This is a genomic window from Ornithinimicrobium avium, from assembly GCF_003351765.1.
Classification (GTDB): Bacteria; Actinomycetota; Actinomycetes; order Actinomycetales; family Dermatophilaceae; genus Ornithinicoccus; species Ornithinicoccus avius.
Map to the genome: position 1 here is coordinate 2,111,738 of NZ_CP031229.1, position 21,833 is coordinate 2,133,570.

Annotated in this window: 21 protein-coding genes and 2 riboswitches; of the genes, 12 read left to right on the plus strand and 9 right to left on the minus strand. The window is 69.5% G+C overall.

Annotation, left to right across the window (positions count from 1 at the left end; all coding sequences use genetic code 11):
• Positions 1-111 precede the first annotated feature (111 nt).
• From DV701_RS09715 to DV701_RS09740, 6 genes are all read right to left on the minus strand, one after another.
• Positions 112-801: an RDD family protein gene (locus DV701_RS09715; RefSeq protein ID WP_202863491.1), complete on the minus strand. Its 690-nt coding sequence runs from the start codon at positions 799-801 to the stop codon at positions 112-114.
• A gap of 467 nt (positions 802-1,268) precedes the next feature.
• A complete protein-coding gene (locus DV701_RS09720) occupies positions 1,269-2,756 on the minus strand; it encodes a sugar transferase (protein ID WP_114930988.1) in 1,488 nt (495 codons plus the stop codon).
• 242 nt (positions 2,757-2,998) lie between these two features.
• Positions 2,999-3,988, minus strand: coding sequence for an ABC transporter ATP-binding protein (locus DV701_RS09725; protein WP_114928124.1), 990 nt, complete (start codon positions 3,986-3,988; stop codon positions 2,999-3,001).
• The gene (locus DV701_RS09730; RefSeq protein ID WP_114928125.1) at positions 3,988-5,700 is read right to left on the minus strand and encodes an ABC transporter permease; all 1,713 of its coding nucleotides are present in this window, start codon (positions 5,698-5,700) and stop codon (positions 3,988-3,990) included. The genes DV701_RS09725 and DV701_RS09730 overlap by 1 nt, the downstream gene beginning before the upstream one ends.
• Positions 5,691-5,800, minus strand: a riboswitch (TPP riboswitch). It overlaps the preceding gene by 10 nt.
• Positions 5,801-5,847: 47 nt before the next feature.
• The gene (locus tag DV701_RS09735; protein ID WP_114928126.1) at positions 5,848-6,489 is read right to left on the minus strand and encodes a response regulator transcription factor; all 642 of its coding nucleotides are present in this window, start codon (positions 6,487-6,489) and stop codon (positions 5,848-5,850) included.
• Entirely contained in the window at positions 6,477-8,354 is a 1,878-nt protein-coding gene (locus DV701_RS09740) for a sensor histidine kinase (RefSeq protein ID WP_162802941.1), read from the minus strand. Before DV701_RS09740 ends, DV701_RS09735 begins: the two co-directional genes overlap by 13 nt.
• A 165-nt stretch (positions 8,355-8,519) precedes the next feature.
• Here DV701_RS09740 and DV701_RS09745 point away from each other — a divergent pair, with 165 nt between their 5' ends.
• Positions 8,520-9,260: a hypothetical protein gene (locus tag DV701_RS09745; RefSeq protein WP_114928128.1), complete on the plus strand. Its 741-nt coding sequence runs from the start codon at positions 8,520-8,522 to the stop codon at positions 9,258-9,260.
• A gap of 39 nt (positions 9,261-9,299) precedes the next feature.
• Here DV701_RS09745 and DV701_RS09750 read toward each other — a convergent pair whose 3' ends face one another.
• On the minus strand, positions 9,300-10,481 hold the full coding sequence (locus DV701_RS09750) for a thiamine ABC transporter substrate-binding protein (RefSeq protein WP_228254967.1): 1,182 nt from the start codon (positions 10,479-10,481) through the stop codon (positions 9,300-9,302).
• A riboswitch (TPP riboswitch) is annotated at positions 10,482-10,588 on the minus strand.
• A gap of 225 nt (positions 10,589-10,813) precedes the next feature.
• Between DV701_RS09750 and DV701_RS18240 the strand changes: the two genes are divergently transcribed.
• From DV701_RS18240 to DV701_RS09770, 4 genes are all read left to right on the plus strand, one after another.
• A complete protein-coding gene (locus tag DV701_RS18240) occupies positions 10,814-11,173 on the plus strand; it encodes a hypothetical protein (protein WP_162802942.1) in 360 nt (119 codons plus the stop codon).
• A gap of 7 nt (positions 11,174-11,180) precedes the next feature.
• Positions 11,181-11,735: a S24/S26 family peptidase gene (locus DV701_RS09760; protein ID WP_162802943.1), complete on the plus strand. Its 555-nt coding sequence runs from the start codon at positions 11,181-11,183 to the stop codon at positions 11,733-11,735.
• A gap of 19 nt (positions 11,736-11,754) precedes the next feature.
• Positions 11,755-12,084 carry a hypothetical protein gene (locus DV701_RS09765; RefSeq protein ID WP_114928131.1) on the plus strand — a complete coding sequence of 110 codons (330 nt, stop codon included), beginning with the start codon at positions 11,755-11,757 and terminating at the stop codon, positions 12,082-12,084.
• Positions 12,085-12,147: 63 nt separating this feature from the next.
• Positions 12,148-12,432: a DUF4235 domain-containing protein gene (locus DV701_RS09770; protein WP_114928132.1), complete on the plus strand. Its 285-nt coding sequence runs from the start codon at positions 12,148-12,150 to the stop codon at positions 12,430-12,432.
• Positions 12,433-13,077: 645 nt separating this feature from the next.
• Here DV701_RS09770 and DV701_RS09775 read toward each other — a convergent pair.
• The gene (locus DV701_RS09775; RefSeq protein WP_162802944.1) at positions 13,078-13,746 is read right to left on the minus strand and encodes a hypothetical protein; all 669 of its coding nucleotides are present in this window, start codon (positions 13,744-13,746) and stop codon (positions 13,078-13,080) included.
• Positions 13,739-14,740 carry a glycosyltransferase family 2 protein gene (locus DV701_RS09780; protein ID WP_114928134.1) on the minus strand — a complete coding sequence of 334 codons (1,002 nt, stop codon included), beginning with the start codon at positions 14,738-14,740 and terminating at the stop codon, positions 13,739-13,741. The genes DV701_RS09775 and DV701_RS09780 overlap by 8 nt, the downstream gene beginning before the upstream one ends.
• Positions 14,741-15,326: 586 nt before the next feature.
• Here DV701_RS09780 and DV701_RS09785 point away from each other — a divergent pair.
• From DV701_RS09785 to DV701_RS09815, 7 genes are all read left to right on the plus strand, one after another.
• Positions 15,327-15,497 carry a hypothetical protein gene (locus tag DV701_RS09785; RefSeq protein WP_162802945.1) on the plus strand — a complete coding sequence of 57 codons (171 nt, stop codon included), beginning with the start codon at positions 15,327-15,329 and terminating at the stop codon, positions 15,495-15,497.
• A 3-nt stretch (positions 15,498-15,500) separates the two neighbouring features.
• Positions 15,501-16,319, plus strand: a complete 819-nt coding sequence (locus DV701_RS09790; protein ID WP_114928136.1) for a hypothetical protein — start codon at positions 15,501-15,503, stop codon at positions 16,317-16,319.
• A 115-nt stretch (positions 16,320-16,434) separates the two neighbouring features.
• Positions 16,435-18,219: an ABC transporter substrate-binding protein gene (locus tag DV701_RS09795; RefSeq protein ID WP_114928137.1), complete on the plus strand. Its 1,785-nt coding sequence runs from the start codon at positions 16,435-16,437 to the stop codon at positions 18,217-18,219.
• A 9-nt stretch (positions 18,220-18,228) separates the two neighbouring features.
• Positions 18,229-19,164, plus strand: coding sequence for an ABC transporter permease (locus DV701_RS09800; protein ID WP_114928138.1), 936 nt, complete (start codon positions 18,229-18,231; stop codon positions 19,162-19,164).
• The gene (locus DV701_RS09805) at positions 19,164-20,159 is read left to right on the plus strand and encodes an ABC transporter permease (protein WP_114928139.1); all 996 of its coding nucleotides are present in this window, start codon (positions 19,164-19,166) and stop codon (positions 20,157-20,159) included. Before DV701_RS09800 ends, DV701_RS09805 begins: the two co-directional genes overlap by 1 nt.
• Positions 20,156-21,019 carry an ABC transporter ATP-binding protein gene (locus DV701_RS09810; protein WP_114928140.1) on the plus strand — a complete coding sequence of 288 codons (864 nt, stop codon included), beginning with the start codon at positions 20,156-20,158 and terminating at the stop codon, positions 21,017-21,019. The genes DV701_RS09805 and DV701_RS09810 overlap by 4 nt, the downstream gene beginning before the upstream one ends.
• Positions 21,012-21,833 carry an ATP-binding cassette domain-containing protein gene (locus DV701_RS09815; protein WP_114928141.1) on the plus strand — a complete coding sequence of 274 codons (822 nt, stop codon included), beginning with the start codon at positions 21,012-21,014 and terminating at the stop codon, positions 21,831-21,833. Before DV701_RS09810 ends, DV701_RS09815 begins: the two co-directional genes overlap by 8 nt.

Below are 21,833 nucleotides of genomic sequence, written 5' to 3' on the forward strand. Positions count from 1 at the left end.
GGCATACCTCGCTCTCGTGCATGACGCGCCGGTCTTGACGTGCACGTCAGTGGAGCGTTGTGGTCGCCAGGACGACCACAACGCTCCACTGACGCGCTCGTCAAGCGGGCGTCAGCCGATCTTCACGACCTGGGTGCCGGCGAACTTGTCGTGCCAGCCACGGCGCGCCACGGCATCGCCGCTGATGCCCACCGCGATGAGGATCATCGCGACCAGCTGGCCCAGGCCAGCGAGGACGCCGCCGATGATCGGGATGACGCCGAGGAGGCCGAAGGCCACCCAGATGTTGCGCCGGATCGCCTGCTCCATCGAGGGACGGCCACCGTCCTGACCCCGCGTCTCCAGCTTCATCACCATCTTGCCGATGGTCTGCCCACGCGTGGACTCCAGGTAGGCGAAGTAGGCCAGGTAGATGGCGGCCGCGAGGACCGAGCTGACGACGTTGGTGAAGAAGTTGCCGCGACCCATGAGCCCGCCGGAGCCGTTCATCACCACACCGACGATGAGGAAGACCACGAGGACCATGTTCACCGCGAACAGGAGGACGTGGTCGATCAGCCGAGCCACGAACCGGTCCATCAGCTCAGCGGGCCGCCCGACGCCGCTCACGGCCCCGTCGTAGGGCTGGGCCGGCTGGTAGCCGCCGTACTGCTGGGACGCCGGCTGCTGGTAGGTCTGCTCGGGCGCCGGCTGGTAGGTCTGCTCGGGCCCGGGCTGGAACCCGGTCGGCGGCGGCGGCGCTCCGCCGGGACGGCGGGGCTCGTTCGCGGACGCGTTGTACGGGCTGGTGGGATCGGTCATCGGAAAGCTCACCCCTGGCACACGAATGGTACGGATCGTCTCCGCGTGTGCCGCCCGAGACGCACCGGTCACGCTGTCGTTGCGTGGCTTCCCCGCGACCATAGCGGGGATCGGGCCAGGTGGGAAGGGGTCACCGCGTCGTGGGCTCGGGATCGTGGGGCGCCCTGCGGTGCGACGCAAGGATCCCAGAGCGAAGTTCGCCCGCGACCTCCTCGAGGTCTGCGGCTCGCCGTTAGGGCGGGTGACGGGGACGGCGGTCACCTCGTGCGTCTGGTAAAGGCGCAACTCGGGGAAGCTCGCCCTGCCAGGAGTAGGTCGACGACACGGGGACCGAGGACGTGGATCGCGGTGGCCGGGTGTTGGGCATCAAGTCGTCCGCGGTCCTATGCGGCGCACAGCGGGTCAACATCAGCAGGTGGCCACGAAACTGGCACCGCGCGCCCAGGCGCCGGCCGCGCGAAAGTTCCTCAGTAGGCGCCGTTGGACCTTGGCCGCAGCACGACGCCTACGGTCCGCAGCAGGATCAGGAAGTCCAGTAGCGGGCTCCAGTTCTCCACGTAGTAGAGGTCCAGGCGCACGGCCTCTTCCCAGGAGAGGTCGCTGCGGCCGCTGATCTGCCAGAGCCCGGTTAGTCCCGGCTTGACCAGGAGCCGACGCCGAGTGGCTAACTCGTACTCGGCGACCTCGCGCGGCAGAGGTGGACGGGGACCCACCAGGCTCATGTCACCGCTGAGCACGTTGAACAACTGCGGCAGCTCATCGAGGGAGTACTTGCGGATCACCCGTCCGGCCCGCGTCACCCGAGGGTCCTTGCGCACCTTGAACAGGGGCCCGGCGGCCTCGTTGAAGGACATGAGGCTGGACACCCGCTTCTCGGCGTCGACGACCATGCTTCGGAACTTCCACATCCCAAAGGTCCGGCCGTCCTGGCCGACTCGCACCTGACGGAAAAGCACCGGCCCGCGGTCATCCAACCACACCCACCACGCCACCCCGAGCACAACCGGCGAGAGCAGCAGGAGCAGCAACAAGGCCGCGATCCGGTCCATCATGTTCTTGAGGGTCAGCCGGGGTCCGGAAAAACTCGGAGACTCCACGTGCATCAGGGGTAACCCCTCCACCGGGCGGGTCAGCACACGCGGACCGGCCACCTCCATGATCCCGGGAGCGACGACGAGGTCGATGCCGGTGCCCTCCAACGCCCAACCCAGACGCCGCAGGCCGTCGGGCCCCAGGTCCGCAGAGGAGGACACCGCGATGACGTCGACACCCAGCTCGATCGCCCGGCCGAGAACCTCCGCTTCCGTACCGAGCACCGGCACCCCGGCCGCGGTCCCCGTGCCTCCGTCGACGCACGCTCCCACGACGTGATAGCCGGCGCCGGGCGCCCGGCCCAGCGCCGAGGCCAGGCCCGCGACATGATCTCTGTCGCCCACGAGCAGGACCTGGTCGCACAGCAGCCCCTCCCGCCGACGACGGATGAGCCAACGTCGGGAGAGCCAGCGCCCGAGCAGCAATATCGCCGTGCCCAGAGGAAAAGCGACCAGCACGTATCCGCGCGCGACGTCGAGCTGAAAGGCGTAGGCGGTGATCGACAGCGCCGCAAACAACCACACCGACCCGCGCAGCATCTTGCTGTACTCCTGCACGCCATGGCCGACGAGCCGCCCGTCGTAGGCGTGCACGAGGTGGAGTACGGTCACCCAGCTCACCGTCAGCGCTGCCGACACGCCCGTGTAGTCGACGAGCGCAAAACCGCTGAGCGGCGGCTTCTCGCCGCCGAATCTCACAAACTGTGCGCACAGCACGGCGAAGATCACCGCCAGCGTGTCTACGCTACGGAGCGTCAGCAGGTAGCGATCCAGGTAGCGACGTGCACGAGAGGGAGCGTCCCGTTGACGGGTCCATACCTCAGGCACGACGAAGAGTGAGGCGAGTCGCGAAGCGGCCCCCATGTCGTCCTCTGACTGGACCCCGTGCACTCCAGCCCTGATCTCCCCAGAAGTCGTCAAGAGAAGGTCCCATCTGCTAGTCCCGCCGATCGCCACATTGCCGACCGTGGAGCGGGCCTTTACCTCTTCTTTACCCTCGCACCCTAGCCCTGTAGAGGCGATAGCGTCTACCAGTCGACTCCGATTGGTTCAGGAGAGCCTGTTGCGAGGCGTGGGACGGACGTGGCTGCGCGGCCCCGGCAAGCTCAGGAGACGACCGCGCAGTCGCGCAGGTGCACCCGCATCTTGACGAGGTCCTTGGCCTGGACCCCAGGGTCGTCCGCAGTCGCGGCTACCTCGCCGACGCCCTCGACGTCGACCTGTAGATGAACCGCGTCGGAGACCCTGACGGCCCGACGCACCACACCGGTGACTTCGCCCGCCTCATGGACCCTGAGCGCCCCGCGCCGCAGGGCGAGGACCCCGGACCGGGGCACCCTTTCGCCGGCGTGCTCCCGGAACGCCTCGAGCCGCGCGCCGTCGAGGAACGTCCCGTAGCCGACGAACTCCGCGACCTCGCGGGAGGCGGGCGCACGCCATACCTGCGAGGAGGGCCCCTCCTGGGCCACGCGGCCGGCGAGCATGACCGCCATCCGGTCGGCGACGGTGAAGGCCTCGTCGTGGTCGTGGGTGACCATCAGCGCGGTGGTGCCGGTGGCCACGAGGATCTCGCGCAGGTCGCCGGCGAGGCGGTCGCGCAGCGAGCGGTCGAGCGCGGAGAGCGGCTCGTCGAGGAGCAGGAGGGCGGGGTCGGCGGCGAGGGAGCGGGCCAGCGCGACCCGCTGCTGCTCGCCGCCGGAGAGCGTGGTGGGCCGGCGCTCGCCGTACCCCGGCAGGCCGACCAGCTCCAGCAGCTCGGCCACCCGCCGGGTCCGCGCGGCGCGGCCGACGTGCCGCAGCCGCAGCGGGTAGGCGATGTTCTGCGCCACCGACGCGTGCGCGAAGAGCTGCCCGTCCTGGAACATCAGCGCGAAGCCCCGCTCGTGGGTCGGTACGCCGGCGAGGTCGCGGCCCTCCCACCGCACGCTCCCCGCGGCCAGCGGCTCGAGCCCGGCCACCGCCCGCAGCAGCGTCGACTTGCCGCAGCCGGAGGGGCCCAGGACCGCGAGCACGGAGCCGGACTCGACGGACAGGGACACGTCGTCGACCGCGGTCTTCGTCCCGAAGCGGACGGTGACGCCGGACAGCTCGAGCATCAGAACGCTCCCACCGATCCCACGCGCAGCCGCTCGACCACGCCCATGACCACGACGGTGAGCAGCGCGAGCACGACGCTGGCGGCCAGGGCCATGCCGAGGTTCTCGGCGCCCGGGCGCGAGATCAGCTGGTAGATGACGACCGGCACCGTCGGCCGGTCCGGGCGGGCCAGGAAGGAGGTCGCCCCGAACTCGCCCAGCGACACCGCGAAGGCGAAGCCGGTCGCGGCCAGCAGCGGCCGGGCCAGCACCGGCGCCTCGGTCGTCCACGCCGCCCGCCACGGCCCGGCGCCGAGCGCGACGGCCGCCTCGCGCTGGCGCGGGTCGACCGAGCGCAGCACCGGGGCGAGGGTGCGCACGACCAGCGGGAGCGCGACCATCGCCTGGGCGACCGGCACGAGGACCGGCGAGGTGCGCAGGTCCAGCGGCGGCCGGTCCAGCGTGATGAGGAAGCCGAAGCCCACCGTCACCGCGGAGATCCCCAGCGGCAGCATGAACACCCCGTCCATCGTCGAGACCACACCCGACCACCACCGCGAGCGCGGCCGCCGCGAGACCACCAGCGCCACGACGACCCCGAGCACCATCGCCAGGACGGTCGCGTCGACGGCGGTGCGCAGCGAGTTCTCCACGGCCTGGGCGACGCTGACCCGCAGCACCGGCGTCGAGCCGGGGTCGGTGAGCATCCGGTAGTTCGCCAGCGTCCACCCACCCTGCCGCCGCAGCGAGCGCACGACGAGGGAGCCGACGGGCAGCAGCACGAACACCACCGCCAGTCCCGTCGCCACCAGCGCGGGTATGTCGCTCCGCCCCGGCCGGCGGGCCGCCGCCCGCGCGCCGACCCGCTTCAGCCCCCGCTCCCGCGAGCGCCGGGTCCGCGCGGCGAGCGCGAGCATGCCGACGACCGCGAGGAGCTGGAGGACCGAGAGCACGGCCGCACCGCGCAGGTCCAGGAGCTGGGTGGTCAGCAGGTAGATCTCGGTCTCGATGGTCCCGTAGCGCAGCCCGCCGAGGGTCAGCACGACCCCGAAGGCGGTGGAGCAGAAGAGGAAGACCAGCGTCCCGGCGGAGACGACCGCGGGGACGAGCGCGGGGAGGGTGACCGAACGCCATACCTGCCAGGGGGTGGCCCCGAGGGTGGCGGCGGACTCCTCGGCGCGCCGGTCCAGGCCCTCCCACATCCCGCCCACGGTGCGCACGACGACGGCGAGGTTGAAGAAGACGAACGCCAGCAGGATCGGCACCCACGTCCCGTCCCAGCCCAGGGACCCCAGCGGCCCGCCGGCGGACAGCAGCGAGCGGAACATCACGCCCACGACCACGGTCGGCAGCACGAACGGCATGACCACCAGCGCGCGCAGCAGCCCCCGGCCGGGGAAGCGCAGCCGGTAGAGCACGAAGGCCACCGGCAGCCCCAGCGCCAGGGTCAGGACCGTCCCCGCGGCCGAGCTCCACAGCGTGAACCACAGCACCCGCAGCGTGCGCGCCCGCCCGAGCACCTCCGGCACCGCCGACAGGTCGAGGCCCCCGTCGGGGAAGAAGCCGCGCGCCAGCATGCCGGAGACGGGCAGCACGAAGAAGACGCCAAGGAACGCCAGCGGGACCAGCGTCGCCAGCCCCAGGGTGAGTCCGGGACCGGTCAGGTATGCGGTGCCGCGCCCGCGCGCCGGCGCGCGGGCGGCCGGCTCCCGCGGTGCCGTGGAGACTGACATGCTCGACTTCCTTCGCCGGTGCTAACCGGAGCAGGTTCGCAAAGGGTCTGCGGGCGGTTCCCGCACTCTCAGCGCCGGCGGCGCTCCCCTGTCGTGACCTGGTTAGGGTACTTCACCGGTGGGGCCACGACCCGCTCCGGACCCGGCTCAGGTTCTCGCGGCGGACAGGTAGGCCAGGACGGCGCGCACCCGGCGGTGCTCGTCCGGGGCGTCCACCAGGCCCAGTTTGGCGAAGATGCTGCCGATGTGGGTCTCGACCGTGCGCGCGGACAGGTGCAGCCGGCGCGCCACCGCGCGGTTCGACAAGCCCTGAGCCATGTGTCCCAGCACGTCCAGCTCTCGAGGCGTGAGCAACGCCAGCTCGGTGTCCGCCCGCGCGGCACCGACCAGCTGCGCGACGACCTCGGGATCGAGGGCGGTCCCACCCCGCGCGACGCGGTCCAGCGCGACGAAGAAGTCGTCGACGTCGAGGACGCGGTCCTTCAACAGGTAGCCGAAGGAACCACCCGTCGCCAGGTCGACGCAGTGGCGGGTCTCGACGTGCTGGGACAGCAGCATCACAGGAGCCTCCGGCTCCCAGGCGCGGATCTCCGCCGCGGCCGCCACTCCTTCGTCACGCTCGGGCATGCGCACGTCCAGGACGGTGATGTCCGGCTGGTGCGCGCGTACCTGGGCGACGGCGGCGGCGGCGGTGGCCGCGCGTCCCACGATGGTGTGGCCGGCCGTCACCAGCAGCGCGGCCAGCCCCTCGCGAAACAGCGCCGAGTCCTCGGCGATCACGACCCGCACGGCAGCACCGCCTGCACCGTGGTCCCCCGGCCTGCTCCGGACGCCACCCGGAAGCGGCCACCCGAAGCAGTCACCCGCTCCTCGAGCCCGGCAAGTCCTCCAGGTCGCCGCACCCGAGCTCCCCCCAGCCCGTCGTCGGTGACCGAGACGACCACGGCGGAGCCCTCCTGGTGAAGAGTCACGTGGATACGCTCCGCGGCAGCGTGACGCAACGCGTTCGTGACGGCTTCGTTGACCACGAAGTAGGCGGTGAGGGCAACCTCCGCCGGCACCATGTCCGTGCCCGCATCCACCGTGATCCGTTCCGGGTCACGCCGTGCCAGCTCAGCCAGCGCCGCAGGGAGGCCTGCGTCCAGGATGCTCGGGCGCACGCCGTGAGCCACCTGCCGCAGTTCTGCCACCGCCGTGGCAAGTTCGGCCACGACCACGTCCAGCTCCTCGGACTGCGCCGGTGAGGTGGTTCCGGCACGTTGCAGCACCCGCAGACGCATCCCCAGCGCCACCAGGCGTTGCTGCGCTCCGTCGTGGAGGTCGCGTTCCAGCCGGTGACGCTCGCGCTCGCCGGCGAGCAGCATCCGCTCCTGGGCCAGCTCCACCTCGGCAAGAGCCCGGCTGATCTCCGCCCGAGAACGGATGGATGCGACCAGCGGTGCCGATGCCTTGCAGACCGCCGCGGGGACCTGGCGCGCTCCGGCCCCCGAGGGGACGATGGCACCGATCTGCTCACCACCCAGACGAAGGATGCCGGTAGCGGCGGTGGGCTCAGCAGGCGTTCCGTCCAGACGGAGCAGCGTCGGATCCGTCCATCCCCGGTGAGCCACCACCAGACCAGGGTCGTTCAACGCCGTGCGCAGCTCCGGTTGCAGGTCCTCGGGCCTCGCCGTGCCCGCCTCCACGCCGGCAGTGAGCGCCAGGACGGCACGCAGGGCACGGGCGCGCTCGGGGTAGAGCACTTCCTCGAGGCGCCCCCGGAGTCCTGGGTAGGCGATTGCTGCCCCGGCGGTGAGGACCGCCACGGCACCGACGGCACCGAAGGTCGACCACTCGGTCAGGCGCAACCCGACCGCCCAGACGGCGGCGGCGACGACGCACAGAGCCGCCGCGGCCAGCACCGTCGCCGTCGTGGCGGCCACGACGGCACGGTCCACGTCGAACAGCCGCGGCCGCAGCAGGCCGACGGCGCCCCCGACCGGGATGATGACGTAACTCACCAGCAGGCCGATGACCACCAGGTCCGGCGCCCCGAACATCAGGTAACTGGCCCAGCACAGGAGCAAGGTCCCGGGGAGGGCGAGACCCGCCACGAACATCCACCGCAGCCGCAGCCGCTGCGTGGAGGGAGCACACCGGTATCGGGCAAGCGGAGCAGCACAGCACCAGCCGAGCATGACCAGGAAAGCTAGGACCAGCACCAGTCCGGGCGGTTCCAGGACGGGCCGCAGCCCCGGCGCAACGGCAGCGACGACGCAGACGGCGTTGAACAGGACCACGACGCCGGTCGTCGAGCGGGCCGCCCACCTCCACCCTGCCGTGGCGGCACGTCCCGAGGGGAACCACACCAGCATGAGCGCCAGGGGCAGGTAGAGAAGCATCCAGGTCCCCTCCAGCGCGGAGGCCTGCCGTTCGGGCAGGAGATGGAGCGCCATGAGGACCGCCCCCGCGGCTGTGACCAGTGGACCGAACGGCAGCTCCGGCAGGCGGCGTGTCAGAAGACCACCCAGGACCAGGAGGGCGCACCCCACCCCCAGGACGGCGGCGAAGAACAGCGCCTCCAGCGGATCTCGGACCAGCGCGAGGACGGCGACCAGGAGCTCCCATGCTGCGACCACACCGGCCAGCGCGGACGCGGCGGTGGCTGCGATCATCGTTCGCCGCGAACGTGACGAGGCCCCCATCGAGCAATGCTATGGCACGAACGCCGCGCCGGTCATCCGTGCCAGCCCGTAGACGTTTCCCGTGCAGTCCCCGATGTGCCGGAGGTCCCAGGCTGCAAGTCTCGAACCCTGTTGGTTCGACATGAGGAGCAGGCCATGACCACCACGACGCCCCGCGCTGTCCCCGAGCAGGACGACGCCGTCGAGCACGACCGCACCGTCCGGTTCCGGCGGTACGCCGCGGCCCTGGCTCTTCCCGTGGCCTTCCTCTTCCAGCTGGTGTGCAACTCCCTCTACGCATGGGCGTCCACCACCTCAGGGCTGACCGACAGCGGCAGCGCCGCGGACGCGCTCGCCTTGTACGGTGCTTTCCCCGGCACCTTGATCGCCGCCGTTGTGCTGGCGACGGTGGGCTCCATGCTGGCCCTGCTCGGACTTCCCGCAGCTCTGCGGGTGTTTCGTCCGAGCCGGCCCAAACTGGCGTTGTGGGCGGTGGGACTCATGATGACCGGTTATCTGTGCTACTTCGGCATCAGCTTCACCGGTTTCGACACGGTTGCGCTGGCTGTGGGCAAGGTCGACGCGGCAGCGGCACTGGATGGCTCTCCGGCGAGCGCGTGGTCGATACCGTTCTTTGTGCTGTTCGTCATCGGCAATCTCCTGGGCACCTTGTTGCTGGGCCTGACGGCGTTCCTCGCGGCCCGGTCACAGGAGACGGGAGTGCCTTGGTGGGCGGGGGCACTCATCGCGTGCTGGACGGTGGGGCACGTCATCAACATCGTCGTCACCAACGAGTGGTTCGCCGTGGCGGGCGGCGCACTGGAGATCGTCGGTCTCCTGTATGTGGCGGCCGCGGCACTGCGGCTCAGCAACCGGCAATGGGTCGAGCGCGGGTAGCGGTCGGACGACCGGGTTGGGGCGCACCGGCGCCTTACCTCACCCCGTCGCGATGTCCGACCACTCCTGCAGCCACGTCTGCCGCTCCTCCTCGATCTGCCGGGCCGGCACGACGATCGGCTCCTCCGCCAGCGGCGCGAACTGCGCCCACAGGTCGGGCAGCGGCGCTCGGCCGTCGACGGGATACATGTACATGCTGTCCGGGATGACCGCCTGCACCGCCGGGCTGACCAGCCAGTCGATGACCGCCTGCGCCCCCTGGGGGTTGTCGGTCCCGTCCAGGACGCCGGCATACTCCGTCTGCCGGAAGCAGGTGTCCAGCAGCGCGCTGGTCGTCGGCTGCCAGCCGCCCTCGGGGATGGTGAACGGCGGGCTAGAGGAGTAGGACAGCACGATCGGCCGGTCCCCGTCCCCGCCGCCGGCGGTGAAGTCCACGGTGTAGGCGTCGGTCCAGCCGCTGGTGATCTTGGCCCCGTTGGCCATGAGGTCCTCCCAGTAGGGCTGCCACTGACCCGGGCCGAACTCCCCGATCGTGGCGAGGAGGAACGACATACCCGGGCTGGAGGTGGTGGCGCCGGGGGTGACGAAGAGGTCCTCGTACTCCGGCTTGAGCAGGTCGTTCAGGCTCGCCGGCGGCATCATCCCCTGGTTAGCGAACCAGACGTCGTCCACGTTGACGCACACGTCGCCGAAGTCGACGGGGGTCAGGTATGCCGCGTCGCCGCCCTCGAGCGCGTGCTCCTTCGCGGACCTTGGCAGGCGAGCCGGGGTGTATGGGGTGAGCACGTCGTTGTCGATCGCCCGCCCGGCGAAGGTGTTGTCGATGCCGAAGGCGACGTCGCCGATCGGGCTGCCGGCGGTCAGGACCAGCTGGTTGGTCAGCTGCCCGGCGTCGCCGGAGAGCTGGATCTGCAGGTCGTAGCCGGTGTCGGCCTCGAACTGGGCGATCAGGTCGTCCGGCAGCGCGAACGAGTCGTGCGTCACCAGCGTGACGGTGCCGGTGTCCGTGGGCGCAGCGGCCTCGGTGGCCTCCTCGGCGTCGGTGCCGCCGGTGGCGGTGGCGCCCTCGGTGTCACCCTCCTGCGTGGTGGGTGCCGGCGCGGTGGCCGGCGCGGGCGTCTCGTCGTCACCGCCGCCCATGAGCGAGCACGAGGTGAGCGGGAGGGCCACCGCCAGGCAGGCTGCCAGGGCGCCGGCACGGGTGCGTGTGGTGCGGGTCATCGTCGTCTCCTTGCGACTTCCTTCGCCGGTGCTAACCGGTGCAGGTTCGGAGGGTCTGCGGTCTGGTGCCGCACTCTCAGCGCTCGCGCGCTCCCCTGTCGTTTCGTGGCATCGAGGCTAGCACCGCTCCCGCACGAGATGGGGACCGACGTCAAGCGATGGACGCGATCTCGCTACACCCAGGGGGGTGACTCTCTGGTCGTTCCCTGCAGCACGTGTTACCGACACCACACGATCGAGACCTGATCGTGACCTAATCCGTTAATCCGGTTGCCTATCGTGGCGTAGCTGGCAGGGAATGGGCCCTGCCGCTGATTCTCGAGGGAGAGAATATGAAGAAGATCATCGCCGCCGTACTCGGCGGCACCGCTGTTGCATCCTTGGCGTTCGCCTCCGCATCGCTGCTGACCGTTGACGGTGGCGTCATCCAGGCGGGCGTGTCCACCGACCTCACGTGCGACGACACGGGCGTGAAGGTCAACTGGTCGTTGGAGACGGGCACCAACAGCGTGAGCGGGGTGCGCATCGAGGGCATCGATGCCGCGTGCGCAGGAGCAGAGATGTTCGTCCGGACCAACGTCATGGACGACAGCACGAAGGTCACGCTCGACGGCAGTGGGCAGGCGAGGGTGGGTTTCGCGCCGACGTCTCCGGAGAGCCTCGAGTCGATCAAGATCTGGATCGAAGGCTGATTCCGCCGTGGCGGCCGTGACCGCTGGGCCACGGCCGCCACGGGTCGTCCGCTCCAGCAGCAAGGGACATCGCAAGAGCGTCCTCGGGTGGGCGCTGCTCATCACTGTCGTCCTCGCATGGGCTTTCACCTTTCGTCCCACGCAGCTCGGGGGACCCGCGACGTTCATCGTGGTGTCGGGCGACAGCATGGAGCCGACGCTCTCCGACGGGGACCTCGTAGTCCTGAGGGCGCACGACGCGTACGCGGTCGGCGACATCGCAACGTTCACCGTCCCTGACGGCGAGCCCGGCGCCGGAGCCCTCGTAATCCACCGGCTGGTGGGGGTGGAGGGCGACGCATTCGTCCCGCAGGGCGACAACCGCGATCAGACCGACGACTGGAGACCGATGGGCGCCGACGTCAAGGGCACCCTGTGGCTCCACGTACCCCGCGGCGGTGATTACCTCATGCGCCTCATTCACCCGCCACTAATGGCGGCGCTGGCGGGTGGCCTGGCTACGACGTGGTTCCTTCTACGCAGCCCGCGGTCGACACGTGCAGAGGGCGGCGATGAGAACTAGCGCGGCCCTCGGCACAGCGATGGTGCTCGCCACCGGCGCCTTCCTCGGCTCGTGGATCGCCGCGTCCGCATCGTCGCTCGGTGTCGACGGAGGCGTACTGCAGACATGGAGCTACACCGTCGATCTGGGAATCCAGGATCCAGGCAGTCAGCCCTCCCCGATCCAGGCCTCCCGACCGGCAGAGATCGTCGGGGCCGAGCCGACCGAGACGCAGGGCACCGTTGACCCGGACCATGATCTCGGAGCAGACGAAGTCGTCACCGCAGAAGACGTATCGCCTCCGTCAGAGCTCATGGTCGACATCGCGGGCGACACCGCACCCCCACCGGGGCCAGCGCCCGCCCCCTGACCCGCCAGGATCGATGGACGGCTCCGGCTCGCCACTGAAGAACCCTGTGGCAGGATCGGTCCCATGGCTAACCTCGTCGCGAAAGCTGTCACCGCAGGAGCCGCCGTCGTGGCTGCGATCGTCGCCCGCAAGACGACGGACGGCACGTGGAAGTTCGTCACCGGCAGCGATTCGCCCCAGAACCCGGACGACCCCGAGATCGACCTCAAGGAGGCCATCGCCTTCGCCGTCCTGTCCGGCGCGCTCGTCGGGCTGGCCAGGATGCTGGCCAACCGGCAAACGACGCGGATGATGGCCAAGGGAGCCGGCAAGACCCCCGAGCAGACCGCCGACCGAGCCAACTCCTGAGAGGCTAACCCACTCGGGTGGGGCGCTCGGCAACCATTGTCGCGCAGTCAGAGCCTTCCTTCCTGCGACCCAGTGCAGCGTGTAGTTGGTTGAGTTACAGTGGTCGGCTGGGGACGATGGGGTATGGCGAATCGACCTGCCCCGCGCTGGGGTTGCGTGATGGTGACCATGCCGAACTTGCCCGGCTGACCCGGTCCTCCCTGCTTGGCCGGCCTGGCCCAACGGGCACGGATCGTGCTGCTGGCCGCGGACGGTGAGTCGAACACCTCGATCGCAGCGAAGGTGGGGTAGCGCGGCCGCCGGTGATCGACTGGCGGCACAGGTACTCGCCCTCCAGGCAGACGTGGACGACAACCTCGTCTGGGAGCAGATCCAGCGTGGTGGCCGCAGCCGGGGCCCTCGTGAGCGGATGGAGAGGAACTCGGCGGTCCGGCGACGGTCATCGTGGTCAATGGAGACAGCATGGAGCCGACACCGTCGAACGGTGATCTGGTGATCTTGTAGGACCGCGGCGGCTATGCGCAGGGTGATGGTCGTCACCTTCGCCGTACCTATGGACGAGCCGGGCGCCGACCCCCCATACATCGGGGCACCCCCGGCGCACGGCCCCGACTCTGGCAGCAAAACGCATACGGATGGTTACGCTCACTGCGTTTGCATATCCCGCCGTTCCTCGGTCAGCCGCCCCGCAAGGGTCCGGGCGGCCAGCATCACGAAGTAACCAGTCCAGTTGACAATGGCGATCAGTTTGAACCCCTCCTCGATCACGGCGTGGCCCTTGAGCAACCCCAACGGCTCAAGCGTGTCGAGAACCAGCATGAGCGTGAACCCGGCGACGGCCAGCATCATGAAGACTTTCGGCCCCGCCAAGACGTGTCGTCGATACCAGACAAGGAAACCTGCGGTCAGCAGTCCGAGGACGGCCAGCACCACGCTCTCCGGGATCCCGAGGGCCGGCAGCGCCTCATCGTGCAGCATGAGGGTGTCGTCTATCGCTAAGAGAAGGGTCATCAAGCCACCGGCCCGGAGCAGCCTCGCCTGCCAACCATGGCTGTAGAAAGAGGTAAAGAGAGGGATCCCTGCGCCGGCCGCCCAGACCAGGATGCCGATGTTTGACATGATGCCGGCGACCGGCGACGCCTCGACAGCGCCAGCATCGGCGGTCATCAGCTGCAGGTCGATCCCCCAGATGATCCTCGCCAGCCCTACCGCGACGATGACGACCATCGCTCCGGCGTTTCCCCAGATCAGCCAGCGCTGCTCGCCTACGTCGAGTGGTGACCAGACGTGGGTGACGATCTCTCGGTTAGCCACGGCCCGTGCCCCGAACCCACGAGCTGGCCTCCGCGTGAACCCAGCTCGCTGCTCGACGGGCGCGCCACCACACGGGCCGGGAGAGATGGATGAGCAGGAGAGGGTTGGCGGCGGCCTGCCGGGCGGCGCCGACGACATCGCGGTCTCGCAAGAGGCTCGCCAGACGTACGTACTCCAGCGCCTCATGCAGGATCGCGCTGCGGTGCTCAAAGGCCTTCTGGGCGGTAGGCTCGAGATCGCACTCCTCCAGGATCGCTGCGTCCGCGCGCATCCAGGCCTTGATATGGGGAGGGCCCACACGCGCGGATACCGACTCGGGGTAGATCGTGTAGTGGTAACCACCAAGAGGCTCGACGGCTGCTGCCCCGGCGAAGTGCAGGGCACGGGCCAGGAAGTAGAAGTCGGCCCCCACCCGCAAGTGCGGGCTATAGGTCAAGCCGTGCTCAGCCACGAAGTCGCGCCGAAGAGTCGGCTTGAGGTAGCCGTATGCCTCCGACCAGGACCTGAGCGGTCGACTGCCTCGTACGAACTCCGCAAGAGTGAGCGTCCCTAATCCGGCGAGCCGCGCCGGCCGGAACATCGGCCAGCTCGTCACCGACACCCCCGCGTCGCCATCACCCGGGCGGTAACGGTGCATCAGGATGTTGTCCACGACGATGGGCAGCCCCTCCGCCGCTTCCGCGCGGTCCAGCAGCCGCCGTGAACGCGCCTGAGCCACCGTGTCATCGGCGTCCAGCACCGAGACCCACCGTCCCCGTGCGTTCTCGATCGCTCTGTTGCGGGAGCGTCCCTCACCCTGGTTGGTCCTGTTGCGCAACACGTGGACCGGGGGGCCAAAGGACTCCGCGATCTCCGCCGTCCTATCGCTAGAGGCATCGTCGACGACGACCACCTCGACAGTCACTCCCTCTTGCGCGAGCGCGCTAGAGATGGTCGCGGCCAGGGTGCGCTCAGCGTTGTGCGCCGGCACCACGAAACTGACATCCGGGACCATGTTTCCTCCTGCGCTCAGGGGCTCTTCGAACTTGACCGGGCACGTCGGGGGACTTCGCCTTCCGTGAAGTACCCGTGACCTCGGTGATCATGGCTGTGTCTAGCAGTTCAGGGTCACGTAGGTGAGGTCACGGGCGTGTCCCAGGGTACGCAAACTTGGGGATGAGGTTCAGCAGGTCGATGTCGGTGCGAATCGGTTGCTGGGGGTGGCGGCGGTCGCGGTCCAGCGGGTCGAGCCGACCAGAGGACGGCGCGCGGGTGGGGCACGTGGCGACCGCGGCGGAGTCCGCTGCGGCGGCCCCGGCGTGCGTAGTGATCTCCAACCTCGCTCAAGGGCGCCCAACGACAAGGCCAGCGGGACCTTCCCTGCGCCACGGAAACGGTACGCCTGGTTCTCCGCCGGGCGCTTCTCCACAAGCTGACCTCGAGTAGGGTATGAGCGCTCCTTCGCCTCTCCTCCAGGACCCCCTATTGAACTCACCTACCACGCGCCCCTTCTCGGGCAGAACTGGCGGCTCGTCGCCGCACCCCTCGGGGCGACGGTGAAGCGCGAGCAGCTGCAGCGAGCGCTGCATACACTCGACCAGGTGGACGCCAACGTGCTCGGACTGGTGCTCAACCGCCTGCCGATCAAGGGACCCGACGCCTACGAGGCCTACACCAGCTATCGGCCCGACCTGGCCACCGAGGGACGCGGCAAGCGGCCCCGCTCGCGGAAGGTGCGCCGCGGAGCCGAGGCGTCGGCGGCGCAGGGCTAGCCCGTGGAGATCCCCACCAAGGTCCAGAACCTGGCGCTGGTAGTCCTGTGCGTGGTCGCGGTCGGCGCGTCCGGCCTCGCCTACTGGAGCGTGAACCGGCCCCACCCCGCCAGCCAGAACCCGTCCGCCGCGGCACCGGTGGCCCCCGGCGACTCCACGGCGGGTCCGACCGGCACGGCGGACCCTGCCGCGACGACGTCCGAGGGGCCGTCGGCGACCGCCACCGAGGCGCCCGACGGCGGGTCTGCCTCCGTGTCCGAGTGGGTGGACGCGTGGTCCGGCGACGCCGACCTGCTCGTGGTCGGCGACGGCTTCAGCCACCTGCCGACGCAGTGGGTGCAGCTGTGGGCCGACCGGGTCGGTCGCGACCGGCCCGTCACCATCCACCACTGGGGTGAGACGGCCGACGTCTCGTTCAACGACCCGATCGAGCTGTCGGACGGCGCCGGGGAGCCGCTGGACGTCTGGAGCGCGAGCCGGGACGGGTCGACGATCCACGACGCGGCCGAGCGCTACCAGCGCTTCGTCGACGCCTCCACCGAGCCGGACGCGGTCCTGGTGTCCATGGGCCTGGACAGCGGGGAGGAGGACGTCGCCGACGGTCTGGACGAGCTGGTCGGCCAGGTCGACGAGGACGTCCCCGTGCTGATCGCGATCGGACCCGACGACCTCTACGACGAGGGCGTGGCCGACGCGCTGCTGTCCTGGGCCGAGGAGTACGACGACCGCGTCGCCGTGCTGGACCTGCGCGGTGAGGCACCCGACTCGGCGTCCGCGGAGGAGTGGGCCATGGCCTTTGCGAGGGCACTCGACCGCTCCTAAAAGGCTCTGCGCCTTACTGTGCCAAGTGCTATTTTACTGGGTATCAACGCATGCCGTGTTGGTGCCCGACCCCTTCGAGGGAGCCGGACGAACTTGACGCAAAGGAGCGTTTGTCATGGTGAGAAGAGTCTGGACGGCAGTGGCGGCCAGTGCTGCTCTGGCGCTGACGGCATGCAGTGGGGAGGGCGGGCAGCAGCCCGGGACCCCGGGCGACGGTGCCGGGGCGAGCGGCTCCGGAGACCAGGCGGCGGCGAGCGGGGCGGAGCTCGACGAGGACGGGTGGGCGTTGCGCACTCCCGAGGCGAGCGAGGGCGGCACGGTCGTCGTGCTCGGCAACGCCGAGCTCTCCTACCTGGACCCGGTGAAGGGCAACGACGGCAACGTCAACAACTTCTACCGGCTGATCTACCGCACGCTCACCACCTACCAGTCCGGCACGGGGGACGCCGGCAACACCGTGGTCCCCGACCTGGCGACCGACACGGGCACGGCGAGCGAGGACAAGAAGACCTGGACCTTCACGCTCAAGGACGACATCTTCTACGAGGACGGCACGCCGATCCGTGCCCAGGACTTCAAGTATGCGCTGGAGCGTTCGGCGGACGCGCGGCTCCGGCTCGGGTCCACCGACCACCTGCAGTACATCGATGGGCTGGACGACTACGCCGGCATCTACGAGGACCCCGCCGGTCTGGACTCGATCGAGACGCCCGACGACAAGACGATCGTCTTCCACCTCGACCAGCCATTGGCAGGCTTCCCGAACATCGTCGCCGCCACTGCGACGGCGCCCTTCCCGGAGGGCAAGGTCACCTCCGTCAACCAGCTCGACGAGCAGCCGATCAGCTCGGGCCCCTACAAGCTGGACAGCTACAAGCGGGGCTCCGAGCTGGTCCTGGTCCGCAACGACAAGTGGTCGGCCGAGACCGACGAGGTGCGCACGGCCCTGCCCGACTCCTTCGAGTTCGTCTTCGGTCTGGACGCCTCCACCATCGACCAGCGGATGATCTCCGCCCAGGGCGAGGACCGCAACGCCGTGTCCTCCTCCACCAACCCCCTGCAGGCCGCGTCGCTCCCGCTCGTCCTCGGCAAGGACGACCTCATGGCCAGAACGGTGCGGGACCAGCCGACCTGCACCACCTACCTCGGCATCAACACCACCAAGGGGCCCCTGCAGGAGCTCGAGGTGCGCCAGGCCATCTCCTACGCCATCGACAAGCAGCAGGTCCTCACCGCGACCGGCGGGCCGATGATGGCTGCGATCGCCACCGACATGCTGCTCCCGGCGACCCCCGGCTGGGTCGACTTCGACCTCTACCCCAGCGACAACCACGAGGGCGACCCGGAGAAGGCCGCTCAGATGCTGGCCGATGCCGGCTACCCCGACGGCTTCGAGCTCACCATGGACGTGCGGGCGCTGCCGAAGTGGCAGTCCCAGGCCGAGGCTGTGCAGGACTCCTTGAAGAAGCTCGGCATCGACGTCAACCTCAACGTCATCGAGGCCTCGACCTACTACTCCACCATCTACAACCCCAGCCAGCAGCACGACATCGCCATCACCGGCTGGTGCTCCTCGTGGCTCTACGGCGAGGTCCTGCTCGCGCCGCTCTTCGATGGCGACCGCATCAGCGACACCGGCAACTACAACCTCTCGATGCTCGACAACCCCGAGATCAACGCGGCCTTCGACCAGATCTCCGAGATGACGGACCTGGACGAGCAGAACGCGGCATACGCCGAGCTCGACAAGCAGATCCTCGAGCTCGCCCCGGTGGTCCCCCTCGTGCGGGACACGCCGCTGCAGATGGTCGGGCCCAACGTCGGCGACGCCTACTCCCACGCCGGGACCACGGGATACGTCGACTACGCGAGCGTGGGCCTCATCGACCCTGACCAGTAGACCGTCGCCATGACCATCGAGAGTCAGATCGGCACCGGGGGCGAGGACCTCGGCGTGGCGCCTGCGCCACGCTGGGGCCTGCCCCGCTACCTGCTCCGGCGCCCGTCGGCGGTGCTGGCGATCGCGGTCCTCGCCGTCGTGGTGCTCCTCGCGGTCCTGGCCCCGCTCCTGGCGCGCTGGAGCGGCAACGACCCCTACGCGTTCAACCAGGACGCCCTGGGCCCGGCCGGCCTTCCGGCCGGGCCGCTGGGAGGCATCAGCGCCGACCACTGGTTGGGCGTCGAGCCGCTCAACGGGCGCGACCTCCTCTCACGCATCCTCTACGGCGGTCGCACCTCGCTGTTCATCGCGACCGCGGCCACGGTCCTGACCATGCTCGTGGGCACCGTCCTGGGACTGGTCGCCGGCTACTTCGGTGGCTGGACCGACCAGGTGATCTCACGCGTCATGGACTTCCTGATGGCCTTCCCGCAGCTCATCTTCATGATCGCCATCCTCTCCGCCGTCCCCGGCGCCAACCGGATCGCGATGCTCATCGCGGTGCTGTCCATCTTCGGCTGGCCCAAGATCGGCCGGGTGGTGCGCAGCCAGGTGCTCTCGCTACGCCAGCGGGAGTTCGTCGAGGCGGCCGTCGCCTCCGGGGCCAGCCGTGGACAGATCGTCTTCCGGGAGATCCTGCCGTCGCTGACCGGCACGATCATCGTCTACACCAGCCTGACGTTCCCCATCTACATCGCGACCGAGGCGGGCCTGAGCTTCCTCGGCGTGGGCGTGAAGCCACCGCAGCCGTCGTGGGGTCAGATGATCTACTCGGCGGTGCCCTGGTACCAGACCGACCCCATGTTCTTCGCGCTGCCAGGCACCTTCCTGACCCTCACGGTGCTGTCGGCCATCGTGCTGGATGACCACCTGCAGAACTTCATGTCCCGCCGGGGAGGTCGCTGATGCTCATCTTCGCCGCGCGCCGCCTGCTCGGTGCGGCTCTGACGCTCCTCGGCGTGCTGCTCTTCACCCACATCATCTTCTTCCAGCTGTCCGCAGACCCGGCCGTCATCATCTGCGGGCAGACCTGCACCCCGGAGCGGATCGAGTCCATCCGTGAGGTGCTCGGGCTCGACCGCGGCTTCTGGGTGCAGTTCGGCACCTTCGTCTCAGGCCTCTTCGTGGGGAGCACCTACGGGGAAGGGGCGACCGCCGTGCACTGCGCGGCACCCTGCCTGGGCTACTCGTTCCAGAGCAACCAGGACGTCACCACGATGATCGTGGAGCGCCTGCCGGTGACCCTCACCCTCGGCATCGGTGCCGGGATCCTGTGGCTCTCCTACGGCGTGCTCTCCGGTCTCATCTCGGCCTACCGCAAGGGCACCTGGGTCGACCACTCCTTCAACGCGGTCGCCCTGGCGGGGATCGCGCTCCCCAACTACTTCGTCGCGCTGATCCTGCAGTACGTCCTCGTCGTCAAGCTGCAGGTCCTGCCGTTCCCCACCACTGTCGCCTTTCGGGACGATCCCGGCCTGTGGTTCGACAGCTACCTCATGCCGTGGGTCGTGCTGGCGCTCATGTATGCCGCGATGTACACGAGGATCACCAGGGCCAACGTGCTGGACACCCTGAGCGAGAACTACATGCGCACCGCCCGGGCCAAGGGCCTGGCGCCGCGCACCGTCCTGCTCCGCCATGCACTGCGCCCGTCGCTGACTCCGGTCCTCACCCTCTACGGCATGGACCTGGCCGCCCTCCTCGGCGGTGCCCTGATCACCGAGACGGTGTTCGGCCTCAACGGCGTGGGCAAGCTCGCCCGCGACGCCATCACGGACAACGACCAGCCGGTCATCATGGGCGTCACCCTGCTGGCCGCCTTCATCGTCATTGTCGCCAACATCGTGGTCGACATGCTGTATGCAGCGCTCGACCCCCGGATCCGGACGAGGGCGTCATGACCGCACCCCTGCTGACCCTGGACCGCCTCACCATCTCCTTCCCGGACGGCAGCGGCTCGGCCACCCCCGTCCTGCAGGACATGTCCTTCGAGCTGGCCCGCGGGGAGTCCCTCGGCATCGTCGGGCAGTCCGGCTCGGGCAAGTCCATGACTGCCCTGGCCATCATGGGGCTGCTCCCGCCCGAAGCGGCATATACCGGCGAGATCTGTTTCGACGGGACCGACGTCACGCACCTGCCGGACCGCCGGATGCGGGCGTTGCGCGGCGACCGCATGGCGATGATCTTCCAGGATCCCCTGTCCTCCCTGAACCCCTACTACACGGTGGGCTCGCAGATCGCCGAGGCCTACCGCGCGCACCGGGGCGGGTCCCGGCGTGCCGCGCACAAGGTCGCCGTCGAGGCGATGGAGGCGGTGCACATCCGCGACGCCAGGTCCCGTGTCGACCACTACCCCCACCAGTTCTCCGGCGGGATGAGGCAGCGGATCATGATCGCCATGGCCCTGGCGTGCGAGCCGGACCTCATCATCGCCGACGAGCCCACGACCGCCCTGGACGTCACGGTCCAGGCGCAGGTGCTCGGGCTGATCGACGAGGTGCAGGAGCGCATGGGGTCCGCCCTTATCTTCATCACCCACGACCTCGCCGTGGTCGCGCAGGTCAGCGACCGCGTGCTCGTCCTCAAGGAGGGCCAGGTCGTGGAGACCGGCCGGACGCGGGACGTCTTCTCCTCGCCCCGGGCCGACTACACCCGAGAGCTGCTCGCCGCCACGCCGCGGATCGACGACCCGGTGCCCGACCTGCTGACCCGCCACGAGGTCCTGGCGGCGGGCGGACGACCGGAGGTGCCCGGTGAGTGAGGTTCCCCTCCTGCGCGCGCAGGGGATCGGCAAGGTCTTCAAGGTGCCCGAGCGCTCCGGCCTGCTCCCGCGGACGCGCGACTTCCAGGCGCTCCAGGACGTCAGCTTCAAGGTGCACCACGGCGAGACCGTCGCCCTGGTCGGCGAGTCGGGGTCCGGCAAGTCCACCACGGCACGCATCGCGGCCCGGCTGATCGACCCGACGTCCGGCCGGCTGGAGTTCGAGGGCAAGGACGTCACGCAGAGCCGTGGCCGTGAGCTGACGACACTGCGCTCGAGCGTGCAGTTCGTCTTCCAGGACCCGTACTCGTCGCTGAACCCGCGTCATACCGTGGAGCAGATCATCACCGCTCCCCTCGTCTACCAGGGGCGAGCGGTCCCGGGAGGATCCCGGCAGTTCGCGGGCACGCTGCTGGAACAGGTCGGTCTCAAGCCCGAGTACGTGGACCGCTACCCGCACCAGTTCTCCGGCGGGCAGGCCCAGCGCATCGGGATCGCGCGCGCGATCGCGTTGCGCCCGGCGCTGGTGATCTGCGACGAGGCTGTGTCCGCCCTGGACGTGTCCGTGCAGGCCCAGATCATCGAGCTGCTCCGCGACCTGCAGCGGTCCTACGGCTTCTCCTACCTCTTCATCGCCCACGACCTCGCGGTCGTCCGCCAGCTGGCGCACTGGGTCTGCGTGATGAACCAGGGTCGCATCGTGGAACAGGGCGGCCGGGACCAGATCTTCACCGACCCGCAGCACCCCTACACCCGCGAGCTGCTCGCCGCGATCCCCCGGATCCCGGCCGAGTGGTCGAGCCCGGACACCTAA